This window comes from Nostoc sp. KVJ3, from assembly GCF_026127265.1.
GTDB lineage: Bacteria > Cyanobacteriota > Cyanobacteriia > Cyanobacteriales > Nostocaceae > Nostoc.
The window spans coordinates 1961179-1987128 of the sequence record NZ_WWFG01000001.1 but is presented as its reverse complement, the minus strand read 5'-3'; the positions used below and the strand labels follow the sequence as shown (position 1 = coordinate 1987128).

At 40.2% G+C, this 25950-nt stretch carries 24 protein-coding genes, 2 pseudogenes and 1 riboswitch; of the genes and pseudogenes, 14 read left to right on the top strand and 12 right to left on the bottom strand.

Features of this window, described 5'->3' with window-relative positions:
* Positions 1 to 39: 39 nt before the first annotated feature.
* From treY to GTQ43_RS07920, 5 genes and pseudogenes are all read right to left on the bottom strand, one after another.
* A pseudogene (gene treY / locus GTQ43_RS07940) lies at positions 40 to 2837 on the bottom strand (malto-oligosyltrehalose synthase).
* Between the two features lie 294 nt (positions 2838 to 3131).
* A complete protein-coding gene (treZ, locus tag GTQ43_RS07935) occupies positions 3132 to 4979 on the bottom strand; it encodes a malto-oligosyltrehalose trehalohydrolase (protein WP_265272117.1) in 1848 nt (615 codons plus the stop codon).
* Between the two features lie 366 nt (positions 4980 to 5345).
* Positions 5346 to 5753, bottom strand: a complete 408-nt coding sequence (locus GTQ43_RS07930) for a thiol-disulfide oxidoreductase DCC family protein (RefSeq protein WP_265272116.1) — start codon at positions 5751 to 5753, stop codon at positions 5346 to 5348.
* A 120-nt stretch (positions 5754 to 5873) separates the two neighbouring features.
* Positions 5874 to 6479 carry a Uma2 family endonuclease gene (locus GTQ43_RS07925; protein WP_265272115.1) on the bottom strand — a complete coding sequence of 202 codons (606 nt, stop codon included), beginning with the start codon at positions 6477 to 6479 and terminating at the stop codon, positions 5874 to 5876.
* Positions 6480 to 6707: 228 nt separating this feature from the next.
* Positions 6708 to 6887 (bottom strand): hypothetical protein, encoded by a 180-nt coding sequence (locus GTQ43_RS07920; RefSeq protein ID WP_265272114.1) that lies wholly within the window; start codon positions 6885 to 6887, stop codon positions 6708 to 6710.
* 90 nt (positions 6888 to 6977) lie between these two features.
* Between GTQ43_RS07920 and GTQ43_RS07915 the strand changes: the two genes are divergently transcribed.
* The 6 genes from GTQ43_RS07915 to GTQ43_RS07890 all read left to right on the top strand — a co-directional run bounded on the left by GTQ43_RS07915 (position 6978) and on the right by GTQ43_RS07890 (position 11884).
* Complete coding sequence (locus GTQ43_RS07915; RefSeq protein WP_265272113.1) at positions 6978 to 8030, top strand: aldo/keto reductase; 1053 nt, start codon at positions 6978 to 6980, stop codon at positions 8028 to 8030.
* 113 nt (positions 8031 to 8143) lie between these two features.
* Complete coding sequence (gene dps / locus GTQ43_RS07910; RefSeq protein ID WP_265272112.1) at positions 8144 to 8716, top strand: DNA starvation/stationary phase protection protein Dps; 573 nt, start codon at positions 8144 to 8146, stop codon at positions 8714 to 8716.
* A 257-nt stretch (positions 8717 to 8973) separates the two neighbouring features.
* A riboswitch (cobalamin riboswitch) is annotated at positions 8974 to 9173 on the top strand.
* 25 nt (positions 9174 to 9198) lie between these two features.
* Positions 9199 to 9978, top strand: coding sequence for an energy-coupling factor ABC transporter permease (locus GTQ43_RS07905; protein ID WP_265273701.1), 780 nt, complete (start codon positions 9199 to 9201; stop codon positions 9976 to 9978).
* Complete coding sequence (locus GTQ43_RS07900) at positions 9965 to 10267, top strand: energy-coupling factor ABC transporter substrate-binding protein (RefSeq protein WP_265272111.1); 303 nt, start codon at positions 9965 to 9967, stop codon at positions 10265 to 10267. The genes GTQ43_RS07905 and GTQ43_RS07900 overlap by 14 nt, the downstream gene beginning before the upstream one ends.
* Entirely contained in the window at positions 10264 to 11076 is an 813-nt protein-coding gene (gene cbiQ / locus GTQ43_RS07895; protein ID WP_265272110.1) for a cobalt ECF transporter T component CbiQ, read from the top strand. Before GTQ43_RS07900 ends, cbiQ begins: the two co-directional genes overlap by 4 nt.
* Entirely contained in the window at positions 11051 to 11884 is an 834-nt protein-coding gene (locus tag GTQ43_RS07890; RefSeq protein WP_265272109.1) for an energy-coupling factor ABC transporter ATP-binding protein, read from the top strand. The genes cbiQ and GTQ43_RS07890 overlap by 26 nt, the downstream gene beginning before the upstream one ends.
* 405 nt (positions 11885 to 12289) lie before the next feature.
* Here GTQ43_RS07890 and GTQ43_RS07885 read toward each other — a convergent pair whose 3' ends face one another.
* Complete coding sequence (locus GTQ43_RS07885; protein WP_265272108.1) at positions 12290 to 12574, bottom strand: DUF427 domain-containing protein; 285 nt, start codon at positions 12572 to 12574, stop codon at positions 12290 to 12292.
* Between the two features lie 729 nt (positions 12575 to 13303).
* Here GTQ43_RS07885 and GTQ43_RS07880 point away from each other — a divergent pair.
* The 3 genes from GTQ43_RS07880 to GTQ43_RS07870 all read left to right on the top strand — a co-directional run bounded on the left by GTQ43_RS07880 (position 13304) and on the right by GTQ43_RS07870 (position 16570).
* Positions 13304 to 13561 carry a hypothetical protein gene (locus tag GTQ43_RS07880; RefSeq protein ID WP_265272107.1) on the top strand — a complete coding sequence of 86 codons (258 nt, stop codon included), beginning with the start codon at positions 13304 to 13306 and terminating at the stop codon, positions 13559 to 13561.
* Positions 13562 to 13674: 113 nt separating this feature from the next.
* Positions 13675 to 15300 (top strand): IS1634 family transposase, encoded by a 1626-nt coding sequence (locus GTQ43_RS07875; protein ID WP_265272106.1) that lies wholly within the window; start codon positions 13675 to 13677, stop codon positions 15298 to 15300.
* A gap of 658 nt (positions 15301 to 15958) precedes the next feature.
* Positions 15959 to 16570: a hypothetical protein gene (locus GTQ43_RS07870; protein WP_265273700.1), complete on the top strand. Its 612-nt coding sequence runs from the start codon at positions 15959 to 15961 to the stop codon at positions 16568 to 16570.
* A 71-nt stretch (positions 16571 to 16641) separates the two neighbouring features.
* On the opposite strand, the gene GTQ43_RS07865 is transcribed toward GTQ43_RS07870, so the two are convergent.
* Positions 16642 to 17010: a Dethiobiotin synthetase gene (locus GTQ43_RS07865; protein ID WP_265272105.1), complete on the bottom strand. Its 369-nt coding sequence runs from the start codon at positions 17008 to 17010 to the stop codon at positions 16642 to 16644.
* Between the two features lie 210 nt (positions 17011 to 17220).
* Here GTQ43_RS07865 and GTQ43_RS07860 point away from each other — a divergent pair, with 210 nt between their 5' ends.
* Positions 17221 to 17457 (top strand): hypothetical protein, encoded by a 237-nt coding sequence (locus tag GTQ43_RS07860; protein WP_265272104.1) that lies wholly within the window; start codon positions 17221 to 17223, stop codon positions 17455 to 17457.
* A gap of 307 nt (positions 17458 to 17764) precedes the next feature.
* On the opposite strand, the pseudogene GTQ43_RS07855 reads toward GTQ43_RS07860, so the two are convergent.
* Positions 17765 to 18369: pseudogene (locus tag GTQ43_RS07855) on the bottom strand (Uma2 family endonuclease).
* A 222-nt stretch (positions 18370 to 18591) separates the two neighbouring features.
* Between GTQ43_RS07855 and GTQ43_RS07850 the strand changes: the two are divergent.
* Positions 18592 to 19509 carry an SMP-30/gluconolactonase/LRE family protein gene (locus GTQ43_RS07850; RefSeq protein ID WP_265272103.1) on the top strand — a complete coding sequence of 306 codons (918 nt, stop codon included), beginning with the start codon at positions 18592 to 18594 and terminating at the stop codon, positions 19507 to 19509.
* 258 nt (positions 19510 to 19767) lie between these two features.
* Entirely contained in the window at positions 19768 to 20328 is a 561-nt protein-coding gene (locus GTQ43_RS07845) for an antibiotic biosynthesis monooxygenase (protein ID WP_265272102.1), read from the top strand.
* 60 nt (positions 20329 to 20388) lie between these two features.
* Here GTQ43_RS07845 and GTQ43_RS07840 read toward each other — a convergent pair whose 3' ends face one another.
* The 3 genes from GTQ43_RS07840 to GTQ43_RS07830 form a co-directional block, all read right to left on the bottom strand.
* On the bottom strand, positions 20389 to 20724 hold the full coding sequence (locus GTQ43_RS07840) for a XisI protein (RefSeq protein ID WP_265272101.1): 336 nt from the start codon (positions 20722 to 20724) through the stop codon (positions 20389 to 20391).
* The gene (locus GTQ43_RS07835) at positions 20712 to 21128 is read right to left on the bottom strand and encodes a XisH family protein (RefSeq protein WP_265272100.1); all 417 of its coding nucleotides are present in this window, start codon (positions 21126 to 21128) and stop codon (positions 20712 to 20714) included. The genes GTQ43_RS07840 and GTQ43_RS07835 overlap by 13 nt, the downstream gene beginning before the upstream one ends.
* 454 nt (positions 21129 to 21582) lie before the next feature.
* On the bottom strand, positions 21583 to 21879 hold the full coding sequence (locus GTQ43_RS07830) for a hypothetical protein (protein WP_265272099.1): 297 nt from the start codon (positions 21877 to 21879) through the stop codon (positions 21583 to 21585).
* Between the two features lie 424 nt (positions 21880 to 22303).
* Here GTQ43_RS07830 and GTQ43_RS07825 point away from each other — a divergent pair, with 424 nt between their 5' ends.
* Positions 22304 to 22690: a CVNH domain-containing protein gene (locus tag GTQ43_RS07825; protein ID WP_265272098.1), complete on the top strand. Its 387-nt coding sequence runs from the start codon at positions 22304 to 22306 to the stop codon at positions 22688 to 22690.
* 137 nt (positions 22691 to 22827) lie between these two features.
* Here GTQ43_RS07825 and GTQ43_RS07820 read toward each other — a convergent pair whose 3' ends face one another.
* Complete coding sequence (locus GTQ43_RS07820) at positions 22828 to 24441, bottom strand: NAD(P)H-quinone oxidoreductase subunit 4 (RefSeq protein WP_265272097.1); 1614 nt, start codon at positions 24439 to 24441, stop codon at positions 22828 to 22830.
* 764 nt (positions 24442 to 25205) lie between these two features.
* Here GTQ43_RS07820 and GTQ43_RS07815 point away from each other — a divergent pair.
* The gene (locus tag GTQ43_RS07815; RefSeq protein ID WP_265272096.1) at positions 25206 to 25736 is read left to right on the top strand and encodes a hypothetical protein; all 531 of its coding nucleotides are present in this window, start codon (positions 25206 to 25208) and stop codon (positions 25734 to 25736) included.
* The last annotated feature ends 214 nt before the right edge of the window (positions 25737 to 25950 follow it).

Sequence of the window (25950 nt, the reverse complement as noted above, 5' to 3'; positions counted from 1 at the left end):
GATTTTTTTAACGCAGAGGTACGCGGAGGTTTGGGCTTTTTATTGGGTGCTACTGACTAATAGGGCGACGGGGAAATGGGCGAGGGCTGATCCGATAGATAGGGTTTGTGTCGTTTTTAAGGGTTGCTGAGTTAGAAGGTTTTTCCAGGTGAGGGGGTTCCTGGGGGTAATTGGAGGTGCGTATCTTGCCAAACTGACTCACCCAAGGGGTTGTCTTCAGATTGGATAAGGCTGGTTAGAAAGCGAGGGGCGATCGCGATCGCTGTTTGATTCCCTTCCCGGCGGGCAAAGGCGATAATGTGATTGGCGTAGGTTCCCTGAACTTCTAAGGGCAGATAGTCGCCATCCTGGAATAATGAGACGTAGTTTGTTCTAGCTTGGAGTAATTGAGCCGTTAAAAACAGTTTGATTCTACCGTCTGTTTTGTCTTTCAGTAACTCTTGAATCAGTCCGAGAATATCTGTTTTCACTTGTTCGCGGATGGCGCTTAAGTAAGTGCGTCGCTGTTCAAAATCTACGGGACGGCGATTATCTGGATCTACTAGACTCAGTTCCCAAAGTTCTGTTCCCTGGTACAAGTCGGGTACGCCGGGTGCGGTAATTTTCAGGAGAGTTTGGGAAAGAGAATTGAAAATACCATAGGCTGCAATTCGCTGTTGAAAGGGACGAAAAGCTTCTAGAAATTCCCCGGAGATGGAAGGGTCGAGTACTTTCTCAATAAAGGAGGTACAAGCTTCTTCATACTCACTATCAGGTCGCAACCACGCTGTATGGACTTTTGCTTCTCTAATTGCCTTAATTATATAGTCCTTTACTCGTTCCACGAAGGATGCGTGTTCTTGTTCCGCAAAGGGAAACGCCCCTACAAGGGTTTGATAGAGAAAATACTCATCGTTGCGATCGGGTATAGCAAACCCGTGGCGATGGCTGCGATTTCCTCGATTAATAGCACTCCAAGTATTTACCTGTTGATCCCATTCATCGGGAATTTCTGACAACACATTCAACCTGGCCCGTACATCTTCGCCGCGTTTGGTGTCGTGGGTGGCTGTGGTGTTCATTGTATGAGGCCAGGTTGCTTGGTGCTGTTTATTAAAGCCATGAAATTTAGCTAAGTCGATCCCAAAATGACCGGGATTTCCCCCGACTTCATTCAGCGACAGCAAGCGATTGTAAACATATAAGGTGGTGTCTTCTACGCCTTTGGCCATTAGCGGCCCACTATATTGCTGCATTCGCAAGACAAAGTATATCCACTGTTCCCGTTCTGTTTGAGTGAGAGAATTATCAAACTCTAGCAGCATTAACTTTTCAATAAAGGTCAGTTCGTGCTGCAATAGGGGCGTTTGTTCTTTGGCTTGGCTAATTACTTCTTGAATGGTAGCGCGATCGCTATCTCCAATTCCATCTGGCGTAATATAAGTACGGTAAATCGGGAACAGTGTCAAAACTTCTGCGATCGCTCTTTTCAAGCCATTCAGGGTAAAATCATTGCCGTAGCGATATTTGCTAGATATGTTCTTTAACAAAAGAGCCAAATTGTCAATATCACCGGCTAAATTCTTTTCAAGGATCAGGTGCTTTTTCTGTTTGACTACTGATGAATAATCTATTCTTGAACCAATAAAGTTCTGATAAATTTTATCGAAAGATGATTCATTTTCAGCTTGACAAAATACGCCATTTACATAGTTGAGAAAGTCATATCCCGACGTACCTTCAATTCCCCAGTTTTCTGGCAATTCTTCGGTGATTTCTAAAATTTTCTCGACTGTAATATAAACATCTCCCGCTTTTTCCCGCAGCCTTTCTAGATACTGAATTGGGTTATAAAGTCCATCAATATGGTCAATGCGTAAACCTGTAAATTTGCCTTCTTCAACCAGCTTCTGAATTAGGCTATGAGTGTTATTAAAAACTCGCACTTCTTCAACTTTAACCGAAATTAGTTCGTTGACAGTAAAGAAACGGCGGTAGTTCATCTCTTCCGCCCCAACTTTCCAGAAGGCGAGACGGTAAAATTGGTCATTTAGTAATTCATCTAGAAGGTTAAAGCTATCTGAATTCCCTGGTTCTCCGTTGAAAGTTTGGATATTTTCGTCAATGAATTCGCGGATAGCATCGTTTGTGGTGTAGAGTTCCCAAACTAATCCTTTAATAAAGGCGATTTGGTCTTGTCGCTGTTTTCCTGCAACTTCTGAGGGCACATTCTTGAGAATATACAAAATACCCAATAGTTTAATAAAATCGGGGTGATTGCGTCCCAGTGTGCGCGTGAGTTTTCCCAAATTATGGGTAATAAATTTTGTATAAGATTCTAATCGTAGCGGCAGTTTTAAGCTGTAATAGTTTACTGTTAAACCGTTTTGTTCGTATTGTAGTTGGATGTGTCCGTTTTCTAAGGATGCACCATAGAAATCTCCTAGCAACGGAGCGAGAATTCGCTCGTGGCGATCGCCAAAGGGAGCATTCCAAGAAAGGTCAAAGTAGTCAGTATAGCTAGAATCTGGGCCGTGTTCCAATACGTCCATCAAGTAATCGTTTTCGCTGCTATAGGCCATGTGGTTGGGCACAATATCTTGTAACCACCCCATACCAAGGGATTGCACTTCATCGACTAAGGCATCAAAGGATTCAGTAGTTCCCAGTTCTGGATTAAGTTGAGTGGCATCTACTATATCGTAGCCGTGGGTACTCCCGGAGCGGGCCTTGAAAATGGGAGAAGCATACAAATCGGAAATACCTAAATCTGCTAGATAAGCTGCGATCGCTTTAGCGTTGTCGAAGCCAAATTGGGGTGTAAACTGAATTCGATAAGTTGCAGTAGGAATTCGCATATTTTTTTCGTGGGAGTAGGGAATTTGAACCTTTTATAGATTGTTTGAGAAGTAGTTAGCTGTGATTTTGGGCACTTGTTGATCCCCCCTAACCCCCCTTAAAAAGGGGGAAGAATCAAAGTCCCCCTTTTTAAGGGGAGCCACTGCGTTGGGCGGGTTCCCCGACTTGAAGCACGTGGCGTGGATTTAGGGGGATCTAGAACGTTTTGTTACCAACAAGAGGACTTTTCAAACAACCTTTTTGCTCGAAACTTGAGGTTATGAGATTGAAACTTGAAGTTTTAACTCTCCCCCTCATCCTTTTTCATAGAGGACTAAGCTAGTAGGTTGCAATTTCACTTCTTTCCCCGCAGACAGATGTTCCGCAGCTTCAGAACCAGGGCCAGACCATGAGGTATCTGCTGAGTCTAATATTTTATGAACATCATGTTGACTCGGCAAAGTCAGCGTCACGGGGGACGAATTGAAATTCATCACAAATATTAATTCACTAGCTTCGCACCAACGACGCACGATAACCAACTGCTTATTTTCATCGCTAGTCGCTTCGATGAAATTGCGGTCTTGATTTAAAAGTGCTGGATGTGTCTTACGCAAATTAATTAATTGGCGATACCAATTCCACAGAACTTTGTGATTACCTTCATGGCGTAATTGCCAATTGAGTTTAGAACTTAAGAAAGTTTCTGCCGATTCAGGATCTGGGGGATCGTCTGCATAGTGAAACGCTTCAAATTCTTGTTTGCGTCCGGCTCGAACTGCTTGAATTAAATCGGGATCGGAGTGACTGACAAAGTAAATGAAGGGTGCAGTTTCGCCATATTCTTCTCCCATAAATAACAGGGGTAAGTAGGGCGACAGCAACACAGCGCCAGCAGCTAACTTCAATGCTTCAAAAGAGATCCGTTGGCTGAGGCGTTCTCCTTTCATTTGATTGCCGATTTGATCGTGATTCTGAATACAGACTGTAAACTGTGATAAATTGCGATCGCGGCAAGATATGCCATGAAATCGTTTGCGATCGGGCGAGTACTTCCAATCATAGACAAAACTATCATTGTAAGCTTTTGCCAAATCAGCACATTGCCCAAAATCTTGATAATATCCTTGGCGATCGCCTGTCAACAGTGTATGCAATGAATGGTGGAAATCATCACTCCATTGAGCATCAATTCCATATCCACCCAATTCTGCCGGACGAATGATTTGCGGATTATTCAAGTCACTTTCGGCAATTAAATGGCGTTTCCATTTTTGCCCTTGTTCTGAAAAATGATGAACTGCTTCCGCCAGTTCCCATAAAAAATGTTTGGCTCCCAAATCGTAAATTGCTTGAATAGCATCAAGCCGCAATGCATCAATGTGGAATTCGCGCAACCAATAGAGCGCATTTTCGATAAAATAATTTCGCACACCTTGACTATGGGCATCATCGAAATTAAGCGCTTCGCCCCACGGTGTTTTATAGGTTTTAGTAAAGTAGGGGGCGAACTGATTCATATAGTTGCCTTCTGGCCCAAAGTGGTTGTACACCACATCTAGCACCACAGCGATATTGTGTTGATGGCAAGCATTCACCAATTGTTTTAGTTCGGCTGGGCTACCGTAGGAATTTTGGACAGCAAAAGGGTAAACGCCATCATAGCCCCAGTTGCGATATGCAAGAGTTGCCTCAATATGGGTGTCTCCCGGAAACTGGGAAATAGGCATAATTTCAATCGCATTAATTCCCAATTCCCTGAGTTCTGGTAAACGGGGAATGATGGCGGTGAAAGTTCCTTCCGGTGTGAAAGTACCAACATGGAGTTCGTAGAAAATCATCGACTCTACAGGAATACCAGTCCACCCTTCATCTGTCCACTCAAATTGATGATCGACAATTTGAGATGGGCCATGCACTCCTTCCGGTTGATACTGCGACGCGGGATCGGCAAAAGCATCTTGTCCATTCAAGACATACCGATAAAGCGTACCAGGATACACATCGTTCACTTTCGTGTGCCAGTATCCCTCAGACTGAGGCTTGAGGGGAATAACCTGCTCCTGTGGTGTCAAAGTTTTTACAGTAACGCTATCTAATAGCGGCGACCAAACTGTAAATTCACATTCTCCATTACCTAAGTAGTTAGCACCAATTCTCACGCAGTATCCCTCCCGTCAGTATGTTGTGCCGAATTGTCGATTGATTGCACAATGTTTACAAACACGCCAGATAGCATAATGGTTTGTCTAGCAGACTTTTTGCTAGCATCTGGAGGCGGATTTTTTAACTAAATAAACTCTCTCTAATGACAAATTTAGGTTTTGAAACCCGCGGAGGTGGTTAAAGTCTGGTATAGCTGCGGTTTTTAAGTGCGTATGCAAAAAGATTTATGTCATTGCGTAGGCGGAGCCTTCCCGTAGGGTACGGAATGAAATGTAGAGAAGCAATCCCAAGACCTTGGGATTGCTTCATTCCGCTTTGCTCCATTCGCAATGACAGATGTATATTTAATTTTGCATTACTACTTAACCGCTTGGAGTATTGCAATCAACACAGTAAGACGATTCATAAGTACTAGAACGCTTACCAAATATGGTGTAACGATTATCGCGGATTTGTTCGTAAAAGCGATCGCCCGCCCATTTCATCCCCGGTAAAGCTCGATAAGCGTCTACAAATATATTTCCTGCTGGCAATAACCGTCCAATTTCTTCAACAGCGTTACTACCTTGCCAACGTCTCTGAGGTTCATTACCATCAATTAAAATCACCCCCTGTTCGCAGTCTTGGGCTGTAATTCCCCACTGTAAAAGTGTCTCCTTATCTTGCATGGGAGCGTAATGAAATAACTTTCCTTTATCAAAAGTTTCTAGCGATCGCACTAGGGTTACGCAGAGATTACAATTTCCGTCGTAGATTACGTAGTAAGTCATAGAAATACGGCTCTTTAGCAATTAACAATTCAGATGTATAAATACAACTTTGGTATTCTAGCTTAGAAAACCGTAGCGATCGCTCTTACTTCACGTCAGTCAAAATAAAATTGTAAGTTATTAAATTGGCATAATATCGTCAAGTTTAAGTTGTAAATTTGGCAGTAGTTTAGACACAATAGTATCTCCTAAGCGATATTGTTGCTGCTGGTACACACCGTTAACTAAGTGACAAACGGTGAAAGTGGGTTGTTTAGGATTGCCGATAAATTGCAAGTCACCCAAGCCACGAAAGTCCACAAGCCAATATTCTGGGATGTTAAGAAAAGCATATTCTTCCACTTTTCTTGCATAATCATCTTGCCAATTTGTACTCACAACTTCAGCAACAAGTTTAATAGTACTTCCGTTACAAATAATCGGTTCTTTTTGCCAAAGCGGTTCTTTACTAAGTTCGGCTTTATCTAAAACAATTACATCAGGACGCAGTGCTGTAGCTTCAGCAGCAGGTGGTTTAATCAGACAAGTTTTTGGAATTAGCCAGTTAAAATTAGAACTAAAAATTTCCACATAAATTTTACCAGCAATACTACCTGCAACAGCTTCATGTGGCCCTGTAGGTTCTATGTCTCTTAGTTGTCCGTCGATTAGTTCGTAGCGTGTATTATCACCATATTGAGTTATAAACTCTTCAAAAGTAATTAGTTTGGGTGAGGTGTAGGTCATAGGTCTTATTTTGACTTGACTGATGCTTATTGTAGCGAGCGCCGTTGCAAAGTACAGGAAAGAATATAGCAGTTCTCATTTATGTGAGGTACACCCGTATGGGCAATTCATGAATTGCCCATACGATGGGTCTGGTTTTTCTAATCATCTATACTTGGTCTTTCCTGTCAATGCGTAAGTTCTATAAAATTATCGCGGAAATTTCATAGCAATAGTACAGCACGGCTTTTACTTTACCAAAGCGGTGCTAAGTAAAAAAATTGCGATCGCATTGCAAGTCGATGCGATCGCATTGTAAGTCGATGCAATGGCATTGTAAGTCGATGCAATAGCATTGTAGGTCGATGCAATGGCATTGTAGGTCGATGCAATGGCATTGTAGGTCGATGCAATTACATTGCAGGTCAATGCATTAAGTCAAACATTGTCCCCGGTTTTTAGTTATCATGCCCTTGGAATGGTAAACGCTGTAGTTTTTTCGTTAAAGAGAAAATATACATGAGATACAAACTCTTGGGCAAAAGCGGGTTAAGAGTCTCTGAACTTTCCTTGGGAACCATGACCTTTGGTGAAGATTGGGGTTGGGGTGCATCTGTTGACGAAAGTCGTAAAATCTTTGACAGCTATGTAGAAGCAGGAGGAAATTTCATTGACACCGCCAACGGTTATACCGATGGTAGTAGTGAAAAAATTGTCGGTGAATTGATTGCTAAAGAACGGGAACGCTTTGTAGTTGCGACAAAATATTCCTTTCCCTTGAAGATGAATGAGAAAAAAGGCGACCCTAACGCCAGTGGAAACCATCGCAAAAATTTAATTCAGTCTTTGGAAGGTAGCTTAAAACGGTTAAATACCGATTACATTGATTTATTTTGGTTGCACGCTTGGGATTTCACAACACCCATAGAAGAAATATTGCGATCGCTTGATGATGTAGTTCGTCAAGGTAAAGTACTTTACATCGGCATTTCTGACGCACCCGCATGGATTGTTTCTCAAGCAAATACCATTGCCCAATACCAAGGATGGACGCAGTTTGTCGCCTTGCAAATTGAGTATAGTTTAATTCAACGGACACCAGAACGTGATTTGTTACCGATGGCTAAAGCCTTGGATTTAGCAATAACACCGTGGTCGCCTTTGGGTCGTGGTGTGCTGACAGGTAAGTATAATCAGCCTCCTCAAGAAAGTAGCGAACAGGGACGATTAGCAAATCCAGCATTAGGAAGTATTTCAGAAAAGAGTTTAGCGATCGCTAAAGTTGTTAGTCAAGTCGCAGCAGAAATTGGTCACACACCCTCACAGGTAGCATTAGCTTGGCTACTAGCTCAAAATGGCGTGATTATTCCCATCATTGGCGCACGGAAATTAACGCAGTTTCAAGATAACTTAGCTTCAATAGAAGTCAGCCTCTCGCCAGAACATCTGCAACGTTTAGACGAAGTGAGTCAAATTGAACTGGGTTTTCCCCATGACTTTTTGCAAAATGATGCAATCCGCGATCGCCTTTTCGGTGGTACATTCAATACCATAGACAACCATCGCATTTAACTAATAGTCATAAACAGTAACACATTCAGCCGTTAATATAATCTGTCGTCAGAGAGTTTCGCCAAGCCTTGCAATGTCTGTAGAGTTAGATTTAAGAGGCATTAAGTAGAACTATGAGCGACAACACCATTTCATCACGTTTGTACCCTACCCGTATTGACATTCCCGCCGAAGCGCGAGTGCAAATCGTGGTACTTCTCAACCAAACCTTAGCAGCTACTTCGGATCTAAAAACCCAAGCAAAGCAAGCGCACTGGAATGTTAAGGGAACCGACTTCTATCAGCTACACCTATTATTTGATGAACTAGCTGGGGAATTAGAAGAGTACATTGACCTAGTAGCTGAACGCATTACAGCTTTAGGCGGGTATGCTTTCGGTACAGTCCGCGCCGCAGCGAGTAATTCAATTTTGCCAGAATATCTCTTAGATATTTTGGATGGTAAAGATCATGTGACAGCGTTAGCAGATCGCTTTGCAATTTATGCTAAACATCTCCGGGAAGCGATCGCTAAAACTGATGACTTAGACGATCTCGATACCGCCGACCTTTACACCGAAATTTCCCGCACCATTGACAAACGACTCTGGTTCTTAGAAGCTCATCTACAAGTAGCAGAAATTAAGGCAGAGAATGGCAATGCAGGTACTACTAAAACTCAAAAAATCCCTGCTGCTGTCAAATAAGCACTTCTGAAAGATACGTTTTTAACTCAGTAGTATGGTGCGTTATGGCTTTAGTCATAACGCACCATTTTGTTTTAATGATTAGTGCGAGCGATCGGAGGTTGGGTTGAGGAACAAAACCCAACACCCACAATCATCAGTTGAAAATCATCACTAACAAACAATAGTTGAAGGTAATTGCAGTACCTTCAACTATAACCTGAGTATAAAAAGGCTTATAAGCAACTTTAATCCCCACGTGATATAATCCTCAGATTAAGTATGTCAATCCAATCGGTTCTGATGGGGAGCAGCCATCAGACGCAAGGGGGAAAGTCCGGTGTAAATCCGGCGCTGTCCCGCAACTGTGAACCGATTTGAGATTTTAAGTTTTGGATTCGGAAGCCACCTGATAATCCAAAATCCAAAATCCAAAATTGTGTAAGTCAGGATGCCCGCCAATTGGAACCAATTCGTTTATAGAAATCTGCGAGGTACAGATGATGAAAAGAAAAAAACAGGCGTTAGTAAGTCTAACCCTGATGGGACTTATCAGTTTTTACTTGGTAGTTGGTTTACCCAAACCCGCTTATGCAATGCACATTATGGAAGGTTTTTTACCAGTCCAGTGGGCAATTTTTTGGTGGATTGTAGCATTACCATTTTTTCTCTTAGGGTTGCGTAGTCTGACTCGCATTACCCAAGCTAACCCGGAACTAAAACTACTACTGGGCTTGGCTGGTGCTTTCACTTTCGTGCTGTCAGCGTTGAAAATTCCTTCTGTCACAGGTAGCTGTTCTCATCCCACAGGGACGGGATTAGGGGCGGTGCTGTTTGGCCCCCTCACTATGACGGTTTTGGGTAGCTTAGTGTTGTTATTTCAAGCTTTGTTACTGGCGCATGGCGGCTTGACTACTTTGGGTGCAAATGCTTTTTCGATGGCGATCGCAGGGCCATTTGCAGCTTACTGGATATATAATCTGACAATGAAGTTGGGTGGTAAACAAAAAATCGCCATATTTCTAGCAGCTGCGATCGCAGATTTACTCACCTACGTCATCACTTCTATCCAACTCGCCCTAGCTTTTCCGGCCCCTGTTGGTGGGTTTATTGCTTCATTTACCAAGTTTGCCGGAATTTTTGCTATAACTCAAGTTCCCTTAGCAATTAGTGAAGGATTACTAACTGTGTTGGTATGGAACTGGTTGCAATCTTATAATCCTCAAGAATTGGAACTGTTGCAATTAATCAAGCGGGAGCCTCAAAGCAATGAATCAATCTAAAAAAGGGTTGAGTAACTGGCTATTGGTAGTAGCTGTATTAGCTTTAGCAGTTGCACCATTAATATTTGTACGGGGCGGAGAATTTGCCGGTTCCGATGACAAAGCTGAAAAAGCAATTACTCAAATACAACCTGGATATAAACCCTGGTTTAAATCATTTTTTGAACCAGCTAGTAGTGAAATAGAAAGTTTATTATTTGCTTCGCAAGCAGCTTTAGGCGCTGGAGTTGTCGGTTATGCAATTGGCTTGTATAAAGGACGTTCCCAACAACAAAAACGTGAAGAATGAGTCTGCAAATAGACACTTTAGCTTACACTAATCGACTGCGAAGATTACCACCAGAACATAAACTAATTTTTGCCCTTACTACTCTTGCTATTTCCCTTGCTACTCATGCATTAGTGCAAATTTTAATGGCGCTTTGGATAGGCATTTGGACAGTTGTATATGCAAGAATTCCGGCTGGTGTGTATTTTCGGTTGTTAATGTTCACCATAGTTTTTTGTTTGACAAGTTTACCAGCCCTAATGGTGAACGGAGTTGCAATTATTGATTTGCCAAGGGTGCAATTAGACTCATTGTATGGACTAACTCTTGGACACTTCTATATTTATATCAGTCATAGTGGCAGTATCCAAGCATGGGGAATTTTAACCAGAGCATTAGCCTCTGTTTCTTGCTTATATTTTCTCATGTTAACTGTGCCTTTCCCGGAAATCTTACAAACTCTGCGTTACTTACGATTTCCAGTGCTTTTAAGCGATTTGTTATTACTAATGTATCGGTTTATTTTCATCTTGCTGAATACAGCCAGTGAATTATGGACGGCACAAAATTCTCGTGGTGGCTACCGTACTTGGCGTAGTGCGATGAAAAGTTTAGCACTACTAATCGGACAACTATTACAGCGAACCTTACAACGTTATAGTCAGTTTTCTCTCGGATTGGAATCACGGGGTTTTGTGAGTGAATTTCGAGTCTGGCATCCCCGACGCTATCGCCCTCAAGCACGATATATCATCGAAGCTATTTTCGGCTGTGTAGTATTAATAGGATTGGATTTTTGGCGGAATGCAGGAATATTTACTCGAATTTGAACAGGTGTATTACACCTATCCAGTAGCACAGCAATCAGCTTTAAATGGTCTAACACTGAAAATTCCATCTGGAAAAAAATGTGCATTAATTGGTCAAAATGGTTGTGGTAAAACTACACTATTTTTATTAGCTAATGGTCTATATAAACCTGATTCTGGTATTGTCCGTTGGCGTGGTGAAGCGTTAAATTATAACCGAAACTATCTTAGTAGCTTACGGCAGAAGGTTGGGTTAGTATTTCAAGATCCAGAACAACAATTAGTAGCTTCTACTGTTGAAGAAGATATATCTTACGGTTTGTGTAATTTGGGTTTACCAGAACCCGAAATTAAAGACCGAGTAGAGCAAGCATTAGTTGAATTTGGACTAACTAATTTAGCAGAAAGACCAGTACATCATTTGAGTTTAGGACAAAAAAAGCGAGTTTCTATAGCAGATGTAATGGTGCTGCGCCCAGAACTTTTGGTGCTGGATGAGCCAACAGCTTATTTAGATATCAAACATACTCGAAACTTGATAGAAACCATGAAAAAAATTCATCAAGATGGAACTACTTTAGTCATGGCAACCCATGATTTGGATTTAGTTTATCGGTGGGCAGATTGGGTTTTTGTCATGGATAAAGGTCAACTGATGGCAGAAGGGAAACCACAAGATATATTTAGCCAGCGTCTACTTTTAGAAGAGTTAGAGTTAGGCGTACCATTGATATATGAGATGTTATTTGATGGACTATCTACCGAGGAAGAAGCAGTTATAGAACGAGTAAGACAGCGAATATTAGAGCTATTTCGTAATTCTTCATAATTTAAACTTAGTTTATGATGCGTAAGTGCTAGTGATATATAGGAATCATATTTGATTTTTGAACAAAATTAGTTATTGTAGGGGAGCCAGTGCGTTACGGTGAATCCAGCGCTGTAGGCGGGTTTCCCAACCTAGGCGACTGGTGAACCCGAAGGGAGGTAGCAACTGGCGTTGTGTTAGAACGAAGTTCGTAACGCACCATCTCAAGCCTGTGTACTTCTGAGTCTGGAATTGAAAAACTGCGATCGCTTCAGTAAGGTAACATCCCAAAATCCTTGCTAATACTGAGCAAATAGTCTAAAATTATGGAGGTTGACAAAAGCCAATCTCCACAAAGCTTAGTTTGATGATTGGTGTAAATACTGAATCAATTCACTGAAATTAAAATACTTTCAGAAACCTTTATCAAGTCTCTACTTTTACACCCTTCCAAAAGGCGACATAGCCCTCAATATTCTTAGCCTTCTCCTTGGTGCTGGGATAATACCAAGCAGCATCTTTGTTGATTTGCCCATCAACTTCAACACTATAGTAGCTTGCGACACCTTTCCAAGGACAAGTACTGTGGGTGCTACTGTCTGTGAAGTACTCCTTGTTAATAGAGTCAGCAGGGAAATAATGGTTGTTTTCCACAACTACGGTGCGATCGCTTTCGGCTAAAACTGCGCCATTCCAAATTGCTTTCGTCATAAGTGAGTTCGCAAATAAACTATACACTTAACATTTTGACACGATCGGCTTACTTTATCTCCTTAAATGGCTACCTTAGAGGATGTTTGAAAAGTCCTTTTCTTAGTAGCAAAACGTTTTAGATCCCCCTAAATCCCCCTTAAAAAGGGGGACTTTGATTCCAGTTCCCCCTTTTTAAGGGGGGTTAGGGGGGATCAACAAGTGCCTAAAATCACAGCTAAATACTTTTCAAACAACCTCTTACACCAGAATCTATTTAAGCTCAAATGAATAGTCAGTAAGGTTGATAGAAAATTTTGCCATGCCAATTTAATATTTGCATCACTTTTGTTTATCAAATTAACAATTAAAGATATTTGCTTTTATCATGAAGACTTTCTAGCATATTGATATGCAAACTTAATTAGCCAAAAAAGTAGGATTTTAGTTTATAGCCGAAAGTAAAAAATATCTAGGAGAGAAGAGCATCATTTATATGAGCGATCGCAGCTTCTTTAAATGTCTATGAGCCAGAGATTTCATCTAGCACTTTTTTAGATATTACGAATTTTGACTTACTAAATGTTTTATAAATTCCCAATCTCTCATTTTTGGTTAATTTGACTCATTGGTTTGTGTAATTAATAAATCAAGTTATCAGATGAACTGAGTCTAGGATGTTGAAATTTACCAAATAGTGAACTCTATTACATAGAGATTGCTGACTGTATTTTATTTAAGGATAATTCTATGAAACTGACAAAATTGATAAATTCTGCACATATTGTTGCTTGGATTAATTCTATGCCTAAAATCACTCCCCTTCATACAGCTAACAATAACAAAAGTAGCGCATCAATAGATACAGCCGTCAACTCTGAAATTTTATCTAGCTATTCAACCAATTTAAATTACCTCAAACCCTTTGATACTGCCTTTATTGCGTATTACATGATGGGCTTTAGTAATTTTGAACGATCTAACCCACATTCCGCACTTCAAAAGTAGCATAAAGTAATACAGAGTTATCCTTGGATATACCTGAGTAAAAATACTTAGAAGCTTCTAATCGAAAAAGTGAGACAATCAAAAAAATCTAAAATATTTTAGAGGTAGAAAAATTGTCTCCAACCTCAGAAACAAAAATTAAAAATATAGATCACTTAGGAATAGTAGCTGGACTAATTGATGAAATAGGAATAGTTGACATAATCAACTCCAAATTAGGAATAGATGTTCGGGAAAAAATTTCATCAGGAATATTAGTAAAAGCTATTCTGCTCAATGGATTAGGATTTGTATCAAGACCTTTATATTTATTTAGTCAATTTTTTGAAGACAAAGGAATCGAATTATTATTGGCAGAAGGAATAAAAAGCGATTATGTGAATGATGATAAACTGGGAAGAGTTATGGATAAATTGTATAAATATGGATTGAATAACCTATTTATAGAAATTGTCTTATCTGTGATTAATAAATTCAAGATAGAAACAAAATATTCTCATTTAGATGCGACATCATTTCATCTGCATGGGGAATATAAAAATGAATATAATCAAGAGAAAGAGTTAGAAATAATCAAACAAAAACCAATAATTATCACCAAAGGATATTCGCGCGACCATAGAGCAGACTTGAAACAATGTGTATTAGATTTAATAACAAGTAGTGATGGAGATATACCATTATTAATGAGAGCAGGAGATGGAAATGAAGCAGACAAAGCCGTGTTTGGAAAAATATTAGGAGAGTTTAAAAAGCAGATAAACTTTGATAGTATCATGGTCTGTGATAGTGCATTGTATAGTCAAGAAAATCTCCAATTAATCGAACATCTAAAATGGATAAGTAGAGTACCGATGACAATCAAAAGAGCAAAGGAATTAGTTCATTCGGTAGAGATAGAAGAGATAAATTCCGAAGAAAGTGCAAAAAGAGCAGCCTTGAATTTAGACGGATACAAGTGGAAATCGGAAATAGTAAATTATGGTGGCATCAAACAAAATTGGCTAATAGTAGAAAGTCAAAAAAGACAAGAAAGTGATTTGAAGAAGTTAGAAAAAAAGATGAAAACCGAAAAAATCAAAGTTGAAAAGCTGCTCAAGGAAATAAACAAAGAAGATTTTGAAAGTCCAGAACAAGCTCGATATAAACTAAAAAGCGTAAACAAAAAATTGAACCTCTTTGAAATTAAAGAAGTTAAGGTTATTCAAAGTAAATCAAAAGGTAATAAGACTATTTACAAAATAGAAGGAGTGGAGCATCAAAAGCCAGAAGAGATAGAAAGAATCAGAAAAGAAGCGGGAAGATTTATTTTAGCGACAAACTTAGTTGACGATGATAAGTTAAAACCAGAAGAAATTTTGACAAATTACAAAAATCAACAGTCTTGTGAAAGAGGGTTCAGATTTCTAAAAGACCCTTTGTTTTTTGCCGATAGTTTATTTGTAGAAAACCCTGAAAGAATCGAGACGATGTTATTTTTAATGTCTTTGTGCTTGTTAGTTTATAATCTTGGACAAAGGGAACTGAGAAATAGCTTAAAAAGAATCAAAATCGGAATCAAAAATCAACTAGGTAAGTTAACGATTTCTCCGACATTAAGATGGGTGTTTCAATGTTTTCAAGGAATTCATCTTTTGACTTTAAATGGTGTTAACCAAATTGTTAATTTAACATTAGAACGTAATTTTATTTTGAATTGCCTGCCATCATCTTGTCTAAAATATTATCTGCTTTCTTAAAGTGAACAACTTTTGGAAAATGAAGAAAAATTTATCAACATCGAAGAAACAGTAATTGCTCTTCAAATTTTTAGTGCTTACATAACCATCAAATACATTGTGTTTGATGATTTATTTTCATGCTGTAGATTCGTTCAGCACTACGAATCTTAATCATCCTGATTTTTTTGCTTTTCTCTTGACGTAATCTCTTTGTACTTCAAGTTGAAGTGCGGAATGTGGGATCTAAGTTAACTTCTCCTTTCAAGTTGTAAATTATACAGTATTTTTCAGATAAATGGGAGCATCCCAATTTTGCAAAAATATACAGGACTGGTACAAAAACCCTGTACAAACCTCTTTCCTTCGCGTCCTTTGCGGTTCGTTATTTCTTTATCCGCCTAAGTCCAAATACCACATAAAAATAAACTTGCACATTTGGGATGCTCCCAGTTAAATGAAGTAAATAGGTAGGGGCACAGCATTGCTGTGCCCTTAAGCTTGTCTGTACCTCACGCCTGTTACAATCTGCTATATCAGATGACTCGCTAGCGCTAAGAGAGAAGATTTGGCTTCGCTGGGCGATCGCTGCGACTCATTGAAATAATCTTGCTAAAAAACGGGAAGACTATGGTTACTCCCTAATAGGGAAATTTCCATGAAAATCCTAAATAGAAAAATGCTCAAGAAACCTCTGCTTAATTTTTTAATTTTGCCTATTTCTCTAGTTCCCTGGCTGTGTATAGGAATGTTGGACAATTCCTCTGCGGATGCTTTGCCAGGGCAAAGTACAGAGGAAGTAGGCACTTGGATTAAAGCACATCCCACACTCCGCCCCAGAAGTGGGGAGCAATTATTTGTGCAAAAGACTGATACTGCTGCTCAACGATTCACTTTTCAAGCGTCGGTATTGCCTCCCGGTAGGGTGGAATTTTCTAAAGACCGTGGCACAATTCGTAGTGAGCGCATTTCCATGTATGATGCCATCAACGGTATGACATTTGCGCGTCTCCAGGAATCTTTGCGGGTAATTTATGGTTTGGAAATTTATCAAGACTACGATCGCGCCCAAGTCGTTTATGAGTATCCCAGCCAGAAAGTAGTTAACTCGGCGCGTCTGGCCAAAACTCCCATTCGAGAAGCTTTAAAGGGAGAATTACGAGTAGGCGATCGCTATGTATATTGGGTGGAAATTGCTCAACCCAAGACTGGTAAAGCTTTTACCGGGCAAATGACGGTTTTGCTTAAAACTGATCTAGACAAATTAGAAAGTGAATTACAAATTCGGTAATGGGCATTGGGCATGGGGTATTCTCCTTGTCCCCTTGTCCTTTCTCATTTAAAGATTACTGAAATAGAGTTTTATACCTTCCCTAAGTTTATAGGAGCTAGGGTTTGCCATATACCTGAAAAGATACTTTCAGATGCTAAGGAAATTCGTAGCAAATCTTCCTTTAGTAATGGCGGCCAATCTATGCCGACTTTACGTCCTGCGGCAAATAGCTGTTGCGCCTTGATGCTTAACTGATAAAGGGCCAAAGCTAATTCTCGGTCTAGAGTCTTTGCATCTTTGAGGGATTCAAACACCACTTTCAATGCCAACAAAATCGAGGTGATCTGACCGGGTACCGGCGGTTTCCCCTGTTTCATACGCGTTAACAGCGCATCTGGGTTTTCCTCGGTTGTGATTGTCTGATCTATGAGGAGTTTCCGAGCCGTTTCGTAATTCATGTAGTCAGTTTAGCGTACATTTTGCTTCAGCAGGAATACCTAATTAAAAAATCATACAACTGACTTTTAGTTTTTTATAGCAATCTCATTTGATTTGTGAAAAGATAGGCTTGGGGAAAATAATGGGGGATTAGCGATGCTCTAGGTTAAGCAGATAAACTGACATATAATATCTTTGAAAAATCCGCCCTACTTTTAATCAGAAGGAAAATGATATCACTGAATTTACTAGAAATTGAACGCTCTATCCGTGCATTGTCTGTAGAAGAACAACTTTGGCTCGTAGAGAGTATTGTCCGACAAATCAGAGAAATGGAGTATACCAAAGATCAATTGACTGATAGTAAAAATGCCGAAGAAGAACTGGAAGTAATTGTTAGTGAGCCAACAATCTCAACACAAATTGCTGCGATCAAAGATGAATTTGCGATTTCTGAAATCCTTTGAAATGGATTTTCAGCGAGTGCAGCTAAACCAAGATAACGATCGGATAAAAATATCAAACTTACTGAATTCCACTTTCAAAACTATTCCCCTACATACAGACTGTAGGGGCAATATTTTGCTGTACTTCATTGGAAAAGGAGTAGAATAGCCGCTATATAAATCTAATAACATCTGGCGGTTACGATTTAATCACTTGAGTATTTCATCTCTTTCTCTTTGAGATGGTGTCGTGTTCATATATTTGATGTTTTCTGTGGATGTGGTATATCTCTGGCACTATTTTTAATCATCTGGTGCAAGATGTAAGCTACCAAACCTGACTTAAATCCAAAACAAAACCAGGTAGTAACAGTTCACCGCAAAGAATTTTAGGGTTATCTAATACCTCAATCATAGTATTAGGACGATAAATAAAAACTTGGCGTTGTTTTCTATCAATTAACCAACCAAGTTGTGTCCCATTATCTATATATTCTTGCATTTTGTCTTGCAAAACTTGTAAGCGATGCCTACGGCGGTAAACTACGCTCTCAAAACGCAATTCAATCACAAATTCAGGACAAATCGGTGCAAATTTTTTCGCAATGGCTTCCCAGCGATCGCGTTTTATCCAAGCTGCATCAGGAGAACGCACCGCACCATTAGGCAAAGTAAAACCACCACTAGAACCAAACCCTACACCTGTACCATCTTGTTTTGTCCAAATACCCAACTGAACAATAACGTCAAAGTTATGTTGATCGGTTTCGGAACCAGTAGGGGGCATAATGACTGATTCTCCAGTAGTATTGCGCTCGATGCGAAAATCACGGTTTAGCTGACAAAACTCATAAAACTGATCGTCGGTATCGCAGGTTGTAATTGCAAAACCACTGGTATAATCTCTGTGGCTACAGGTAAGTTGGTGGTCATAATTGCTTTTTGGGGATTTTAGGGAACTCCAAGGAATAAATTATCCAATTTCACCGAATCAAAACGACTTTCTCTGCTCCCTGCTCCCTGCTCCCTGCTCCCTACTCCCTGCTCCCTGCCCCCATGCCTTAAAAGCGATAGGACATTTATTTATTTGGAAGTCCCTTACCTGTCTTCACCATATCTCTTTGTGAAAATTTTGAGGAAGTGTGCTAGGTCAATATGGAAGATTCACCAGGTTTACCCCCTATTTATGTAGATACGCGGATTGAATTAGCACCTGCTAAAATTCTTACCTCGTTCCCGGTTAATACTTTTTTAGAAAATCTAGCGATCGCACCAGATGGCACAATTTTTGTAACCAATCATGAGATCGGTAAGATTGTTCGCATTACCCTAGATGGCAATCAGCAAATTCATGCCAGTGTTGAAGGTAAGGTAAGTGGTCTTGCTTTTACTACCAACGGCGATCTAGTGGCAACAGGCTGGAATGCAGATTCTATACCCGTGGTTTCTCTAGTTAAAAGTGATGGCACAGTGAAAACGTTGCTGACACTACCAGAAGCTATATTTCTTAATGGCATCACCCCACTTTCTGGCACTCAGTATTTAACAGCAGATTCCTATCGGGGTGCAATCTGGCTGATTGATGTTGCTCAACGCCGTGGATCAATTTGGCTAGAACACCCAATTCTGGCTCGTAGCAATTCGGAGAGCGTGTTTCCGGCTGCAAATGGCTTGAAGCGTTTTGGTGATTTCCTGTACGTTTCAAATACAGAAAAAATGTTGCTGTTGCGCATTCCCATTGATACTGCAAATCAACCAGGTGAGCCGGAAATTTTTGTTGAGCAGACTAATATTGATGATTTTGCCTTTGATGTGGAAGGGAACCTTTATGGAGCAACGCACATTTACAACAGTGTGGTAAGAATTGCGCCCGATGGTAGTACAACCATCATTGCTCAAGCTGAGTCAGGTGTAATTGGTAGCACAGCAGTGGCTTTTGGTCAAAGTGAAGGCGATCGCACCGCAATTTATGTTGTGAATAATGGGGGAATGTTTTTACCTCCACCCACAGGGGTCGTTCCTGCTAATGTTGTTCGATTCGAGGTTGGGAAAGCTGGATATCCTTTAGCTTGAGAATGATGCAATTTTAGATTTTAAATTCGTTTAAGAGCAAACGAATTTGTACTCCCTTTACGAAAAGCAAGCTAAGTATAGCGGTTCTCATTTATGTGAGGTACACCCGTAGGGGCAATTCATGAATTGCCCTTACACCTGACGAGATGATGTTGCACCACATTTGAATGGGAACCGCTATAAAACAAATCCAAAATCCTCCAGCCCTGAATTGATTCTATGAATCAATCCAAAATCTAAAATCCAAAATTCATAAAGATGGAACAGGACGATCAATTTGTAACCGTGGTCATTACACAAGTTGTCAAACCAGGATGCGAAACTGCTTATGAGGCTTGGTTGAAAGATATTACCAGGGTTTCCAGAACCTATGCGGGTCATCTGGGAACAAATGTGATTCGTCCCCAACTTGGGGTACGAAATGAATATGCGATCATCTTCCGATTTGATGGTTATGAAAATTTAAAGGTGTGGATGACATCACGCGATCGCGAATACTGGCTCAATGAAGGTAAGCATTTGGTTGAATCTGACCCTTACGTTCAACAAATCTGTGGATTAGAAGCTTGGTTTTCACTCCCCGGTCAACCACTGAAAACTCCACCACGCTATAAAACAGCATTGCTGACTTGGGCTGCTGTATACGTATTGATTAATATTTTGAGTACATTTCTAGTCCCTCTGCTGCGCGGTTTACCACATTTGATTATTTCGCTGATCGTTACCGTTATTATGGTTGTACTTTTGACCTACGTTGTTATGCCTAGAGTCAGCCGTTTCTTTAGTTGGTGGCTATATCCTAAATCACGAAAAATTTAGATATTTAAATTGATTTAACTCGACTTTATTAGTCAAGACTAATGAATTTCTTCAGCCATCTTAACCAACAGCGAACTCAGTAAATTGTCGTTTAAAGGGAGAATGAAAAGCCAAAACAATGTCTTGTTTGGGTACACCTCGACTAATAAGTTCATTAGCGATGCCTCCTTCTGTACCATCGTGTTGAATCCAAATTTTTTCATTTTTAATATCTAGATGCAAAACACAGCCATATACACGGCGCTTATTTGACCACCCCGCGTTGACAAGTTGGTAGCGATCGCGTTCTCGATCAAAAATAACTTCTGCTTCGACTTCTTCGTTGCTAGCTTTGATTTCGCTGTAAGCTAGCAACAGTTCTTGAATAAGTTGACGGTATTGTTCTACTTTTGCCATTTTACGATCGCCTCCTCTTCTGGGTCGAAAACAATCAGCCGAACTTGGTAACGTTGGATTAATAAGCGTGGTAGTTCTAAGGTGAAAAAAGAACGATAGGTGTCTAAGGGAACTGCTAAATATAGAAGTCTCTCAGGTTGTTCTTGTTCAAGTGCTAATTGATATTTGAGATACTGTCCTAGAGCAGTACTAAATTCAGTTGTAGTAGATGGAGCAACAAAGCTTTTAACTTCCACCGCAATTTTTTCTTGATTTCGTTCAGCTGCTAAAACTTTCTCTGCACCAAGGTCGATATACATATCCAAACCACCAAAACGGAGGAAAAGCGGGTCATTAGTGATGAGCCAACCCTCTTTCTCCAAAGCTCGTCTTACTGCATCATGGAATATATCTTTCGCTGGCATAGATTCCTAGCATTTTTATTTTATTATGGTTTGAGTGTAGCTATTTTAGCTTTAATATGTAGATTTTCTAAGGCGCTTTTTTCCCAACTGGGTTGAGTATTTTGTATTTCTCCCCTACCAAACCTGATTTAAATCCAAAATCAACCCAAACCAAATTGAGGAGATGTTAAAAGACTAAGGGGAGCATCCCAATGCAAGCAAATTTACCAAAATAGTTAATTGTCATTGCGAATGAAGCGAAGCAGAATGAAGCAATCGCAACATCTGTACTTTGCGATTGCTTTGCTTCACTGCGTTCCGCTCGCAATGACAAATTATGTTTTTACACATTTGGGATGCTCCCAGACTAAGAGCGATGCACTGGTAAATGCAGTATGCTTGCTAGATTTATGGAAGATATTTTTTTGCAAAATTGGCAAGTTTTGATCAAAGGGGAAAACCTCACTTTTACGAGTTATTTAATGAGTGTTGGAATAGGATCAGCTTTTTTGAAATGGATTTCTTTTTTTATTGTTGCAACTAATATATCAATATCTTTTTGGTTTGTTTCTTGTATTTTAAATTTACGAGTTGTTGAAGTTGATAGATTATGATCATCTCTTGTAATTATTATCGTGTGAATTTTTTTGGTTTTTTCATTAGTTCCAAAGCTAACAGAATATACCATTAGCCTATATCCATCATGGGTATTATCATTAGAATATTCCCAAATTATTTTAAGTTCAAAAGGACGCATTAAATCACTTTTCAAAAAACTTATCTTCCAGCCTGTCTGTTTTGCTAATGCATCTCTTAGCTTTTGCTAAAACATAATAACTAATCCTTTGAAGTACCTATATTTTCATGTCTTAGGATTTATGAGAATCCCTATTAATCCATATTATATTTCAGCTACTGAGAGTACATTTATAGTCCCTCTGCTTCACGGTTTAACACCTTTGAGCATTCACATAATTACCCTGGTGCGATTTACGTTTCTCCTTTAGCTCTGCTTCACGGTTTAACACCTTTGAGCATTCACATAGCGTCTCGTAGAGAAGCTTACTATTTGCGTATTGTCTCGTAGATTAACAGGTATAGTTAAAAACTATTACTTTTAAATAGAGAAAAATACAACAAGATAAAATTTGCTCTTGGTTAGTTTAACTAATCATCTACTTTAGGACAGAGGACTAATGCTGAAAATTTGTGTAACTTTTTTGTGTGGTATCTTTCTGAGCTTTAATTTAGTCATCGGTAACGCTTGGGCAACTGGTCAATTTTCTCAGACCTGTAAAAATATTAGTGTTGATGGCTCAACCCTAACGGCTACTTGCGAAAAAGCCGATGGATATACTCTTTCTCCAACTTCCATCGACTTAAATCCACATATCGCCAATCTTGATGGAAGCTTAAGCTGGGATGGAGAGGAATTTGCTCAGACTTGTGACAATGTTGGTTTAGCTGGCCCCAACAGACTCCGTGCTGAGTGCGAGAGAGCTGATGGACAGACATATCAGGGAACATACATTGATCTTAATGAGCATATTACCAATATTGACGGAACTCTCAAATTTGAATAATTGTGAAACACACGGTAGGGGCAATTCATGAATTGCCCCTACTCAGTAAAGCCAAAATTTTAGGGGTGGTTTTATAGCCACCCCTTTATTCCCCTAATATTTAGAATTTACTTGCAGCCCCTTAATGGGAAGTTAATTTACTCAGAAATGTTAATCGAATTTTCAACTTGAGAAGTAGCCAATGTTGGTGCTGTAAAAATCCGCGAGTACAGACTTGATGGTTGCTGATGAGCCACAACTGGTAAAACTTGACGAGCATGAGCGGCTAATTCTACTGCCTTCACATCATAAGTCTGTGTTGCTAATTTGGGATAGAAACCAATTCCAATGATTGGCAGCAATAAACAAGCGGTAATAAATATTTCGCGGGGTTTGACATCAGATATTCCAGCATCCAAGTGTAACTCTTGATTTTGCTCACCGTAGAATACTTGACGCAGCATAGACAGTAAATAAATCGGTGTCAAAATCACGCCAACGGCTGACAGCAGCACAACTACAACTTTAAAGCTGGAACTGTAAACATCACTGGTGGCGATACCCAGAAATACCATCAATTCACCTACAAAACCACTCATTCCGGGTAAGGCGAGAGATGCCATTGAACCAATAGTAAACAAAGCAAAGGTTTTGGGCATTACCTTGGCCATACCGCCCATTTTATCCATCATCAAGGTGTGAGTGCGATCGTATGTCACGCCAGACAGGAAGAATAAGCTAGCAGCAATCAAGCCGTGGGAAACCATCTGTAGCACTGCACCACTGATCCCCAGTTCTGTATAGGAAGCAATGCCAATTAGCACAAATCCCATGTGGGCAATTGAAGAGTAAGCCAAGCGGCGTTTGAGATTTGTTTGAGCGAAGGCGCAGCAAGCACCGTAGACAATGTTAACCACACCCAAAATTGCCAGCACTGGGGCAAAAGTCACATGGGCATTGGGCAACATTTCCACATTGAAGCGGATGAGGGCATAACCACCCATTTTTAACAACACGCCAGCCAAAATCATCGAACCGGGTGCTGATGCTTCACCGTGGGCATCAGGTAGCCAAGTGTGTAAGGGGAAAATTGGGAGTTTTACACCAAAGGCAATCAAGAAACCTGCATAAACCAGTAATTCCAAGGTTTTGGGGTATTGTTTCATTCCCAAAGTCGCCATATCGAAGGTGACGGTATCTCCAGAGAATGCCATTGCAAAACCGGCAATCAAGATAAATATTGATGCAGCAGCAGTGTAAAGAATGAATTTGGTAGCTGCATAACGGCGGTTTTGTCCTCCCCAGATGGAAATCAGCAGGTAAACCGGCACTAACTCGATTTCCCACATTAGGAAGAACAGCAGCAAATCTTGAGCGACGAATACTCCAAGTTGGGCGCTGTACATCGCTAGCATCAAACCATAAAATAATCGCGGCTTGGTAGTAACTTTCCAAGCCGCGAAGATTGCGAGGGTATTTATTAAGCCTGTTAGAAGCAGTAAGGGCATCGATAAACCATCAACCCCCACCGCCCAATGCAAACCTAATTGCGGTATCCAAGGATAGTTTTCTACAAGTTGCAGTGTTGAACTCTGAAAGTCGTACTTATACCAAAAGGCATAAATCATCAGTGCAAAGTCAGCGATCGCAACCCCCAGACCATACCACCGCACAGTTCTACCTTCTTTGTCTGGGATCAGGGGAATGGCTAAGGCAGCCACCAAGGGTAAGAGGATTATGGCTGTTAGCCAGGGAAATTCAATAGCATTCATCACTTCTGACAATCAATATTGCCTTTTCGCTTTTAGTTACATTATATTAAGGAGTTCGTACTTTTGTAAACTTTATTGAACTCCAGAATATTAAATTTTTTCTTTTGACAAGAATATATACTCATCGAATGTCGATTCTTCAGGATAAATAAGAATAAATACTTATCTATTTTTGCCGCTTTCCATTTTAAATGTAAACTTTTGCAACGTCAACTAAAGACAGCGTTACATTTTCTGGTTAAGTTAAGCAACATAAAGGACACAGAATTGTTCATACGTGTCAACTTAAGCCTCGGCAATGGAATTCGCGTGCCACTTGCTTCTCCTTTGCCGCTACGCTGCGCGAACAAGTTGACAGGCAAAGTCCGCCTATCGCGCTTGCGCTACGCGCACCACGCAGACTAACAGAAAATTAAGGCTTTTTAACCGTGCAGATGTGGTTTCTAACCACCCATTTCGCGTTAAGTTGACACCAATGAAAACGTCCAGCACGAACTGGAAACGTCACAACCTGGTATAACAAACAGCAAAGCCTGATTGCGGTATGAAAACGATTGTGCATTGCGGTGAAAAATCCTTGTAGAGACGTAAAATTTTACATATCTATATTCAAGTTCATACCTCGATTCAGCAACGCCGATAAAATTTGGTGTGAGCAATTACTCCAACGCTTACCAGTTGGTGGATTACTAAGCAACCTTGACCCGGAAAATATGTCAGATTACTTGAATAAGTACCAAAAGTCTGACAGGAAAACCATACTAATGAGAATTTGGGCTACTATTGCTGTGCTAGCTTCTTCTTGGCTAATATATGGGGTTATATGTTCTGAGCCAATCAGCGCTACTTCTGTTTTGAGAGAAAGTGTCATATCATCTCCTGCGCCAACGAATACAAAACAGATTACTGTTAGTAAAACTGAGTTCGGGCTGAAAAGAGTTGATTCCAAAGGTAACGTTACCATTTTCCAGACAACAAGAGTACCGCTTCAGGAAGGAAACGCTTACGGATGGCGGATTAAACTCAAAGACTATCAAGGTGAAGTGAAATGGCGCGAAGTCTTGCATTTACCAAAACCTCCAGAAACTTGGGGTACAGATAACGGTGAAGATTTCTCAATATCAGCAGACGGTACTACATCCATAACACGGCGGACACAGTCGGCTCCAGATGGTGTGATTGAGAATTTTTGGACGATCGCTCCTGGCGATCCGCTTGGTAAGTATAAAATAGAGGTCTATATTGATGACCGTTTGATCGATACTTTTGAATTTGAAGTGATTTCAGTTAAGTAGACGAAAACTTTTCCCGAAATAACCTTGTATAAATGGGGCGGACAAGATGATTTAACGAACCGCTCCTAATACTGTTCGGTTACAGCACTTTGCAAGTAAATGAAGTACTGCTTGGGGCTACGGTGAATTACCTCCCTTAATCCCCCCGATATATTGGGGGGAAAAAGAAATCTAGTTCCCTCCCCAATATATCGGGGAGGGTTAGGGTGGGGTA

Coding starts and splice junctions, on each gene's coding strand:
- GTQ43_RS07930 (WP_265272116.1), bottom strand. CDS start 5,753: ATGACTTACTACGTAATCTACGACGGAAATTGTAATCTCTGCGTAACC.
- GTQ43_RS07925 (WP_265272115.1), bottom strand. CDS start 6,479: ATGACCTACACCTCACCCAAACTAATTACTTTTGAAGAGTTTATAACT.
- GTQ43_RS07915 (WP_265272113.1), top strand. CDS start 6,978: ATGAGATACAAACTCTTGGGCAAAAGCGGGTTAAGAGTCTCTGAACTT.
- dps (WP_265272112.1), top strand. CDS start 8,144: ATGAGCGACAACACCATTTCATCACGTTTGTACCCTACCCGTATTGAC.
- GTQ43_RS07905 (WP_265273701.1), top strand. CDS start 9,199: ATGAAAAGAAAAAAACAGGCGTTAGTAAGTCTAACCCTGATGGGACTT.
- GTQ43_RS07900 (WP_265272111.1), top strand. CDS start 9,965: ATGAATCAATCTAAAAAAGGGTTGAGTAACTGGCTATTGGTAGTAGCT.
- cbiQ (WP_265272110.1), top strand. CDS start 10,264: ATGAGTCTGCAAATAGACACTTTAGCTTACACTAATCGACTGCGAAGA.
- GTQ43_RS07890 (WP_265272109.1), top strand. CDS start 11,051: ATGCAGGAATATTTACTCGAATTTGAACAGGTGTATTACACCTATCCA.
- GTQ43_RS07885 (WP_265272108.1), bottom strand. CDS start 12,574: ATGACGAAAGCAATTTGGAATGGCGCAGTTTTAGCCGAAAGCGATCGC.
- GTQ43_RS07880 (WP_265272107.1), top strand. CDS start 13,304: ATGAAACTGACAAAATTGATAAATTCTGCACATATTGTTGCTTGGATT.
- GTQ43_RS07870 (WP_265273700.1), top strand. CDS start 15,959: ATGCTCAAGAAACCTCTGCTTAATTTTTTAATTTTGCCTATTTCTCTA.
- GTQ43_RS07865 (WP_265272105.1), bottom strand. CDS start 17,010: ATGAATTACGAAACGGCTCGGAAACTCCTCATAGATCAGACAATCACA.
- GTQ43_RS07860 (WP_265272104.1), top strand. CDS start 17,221: ATGATATCACTGAATTTACTAGAAATTGAACGCTCTATCCGTGCATTG.
- GTQ43_RS07850 (WP_265272103.1), top strand. CDS start 18,592: ATGGAAGATTCACCAGGTTTACCCCCTATTTATGTAGATACGCGGATT.
- GTQ43_RS07845 (WP_265272102.1), top strand. CDS start 19,768: ATGGAACAGGACGATCAATTTGTAACCGTGGTCATTACACAAGTTGTC.
- GTQ43_RS07840 (WP_265272101.1), bottom strand. CDS start 20,724: ATGGCAAAAGTAGAACAATACCGTCAACTTATTCAAGAACTGTTGCTA.
- GTQ43_RS07835 (WP_265272100.1), bottom strand. CDS start 21,128: ATGCCAGCGAAAGATATATTCCATGATGCAGTAAGACGAGCTTTGGAG.
- GTQ43_RS07825 (WP_265272098.1), top strand. CDS start 22,304: ATGCTGAAAATTTGTGTAACTTTTTTGTGTGGTATCTTTCTGAGCTTT.
- GTQ43_RS07820 (WP_265272097.1), bottom strand. CDS start 24,441: ATGAATGCTATTGAATTTCCCTGGCTAACAGCCATAATCCTCTTACCC.
- GTQ43_RS07815 (WP_265272096.1), top strand. CDS start 25,206: ATGAGAATTTGGGCTACTATTGCTGTGCTAGCTTCTTCTTGGCTAATA.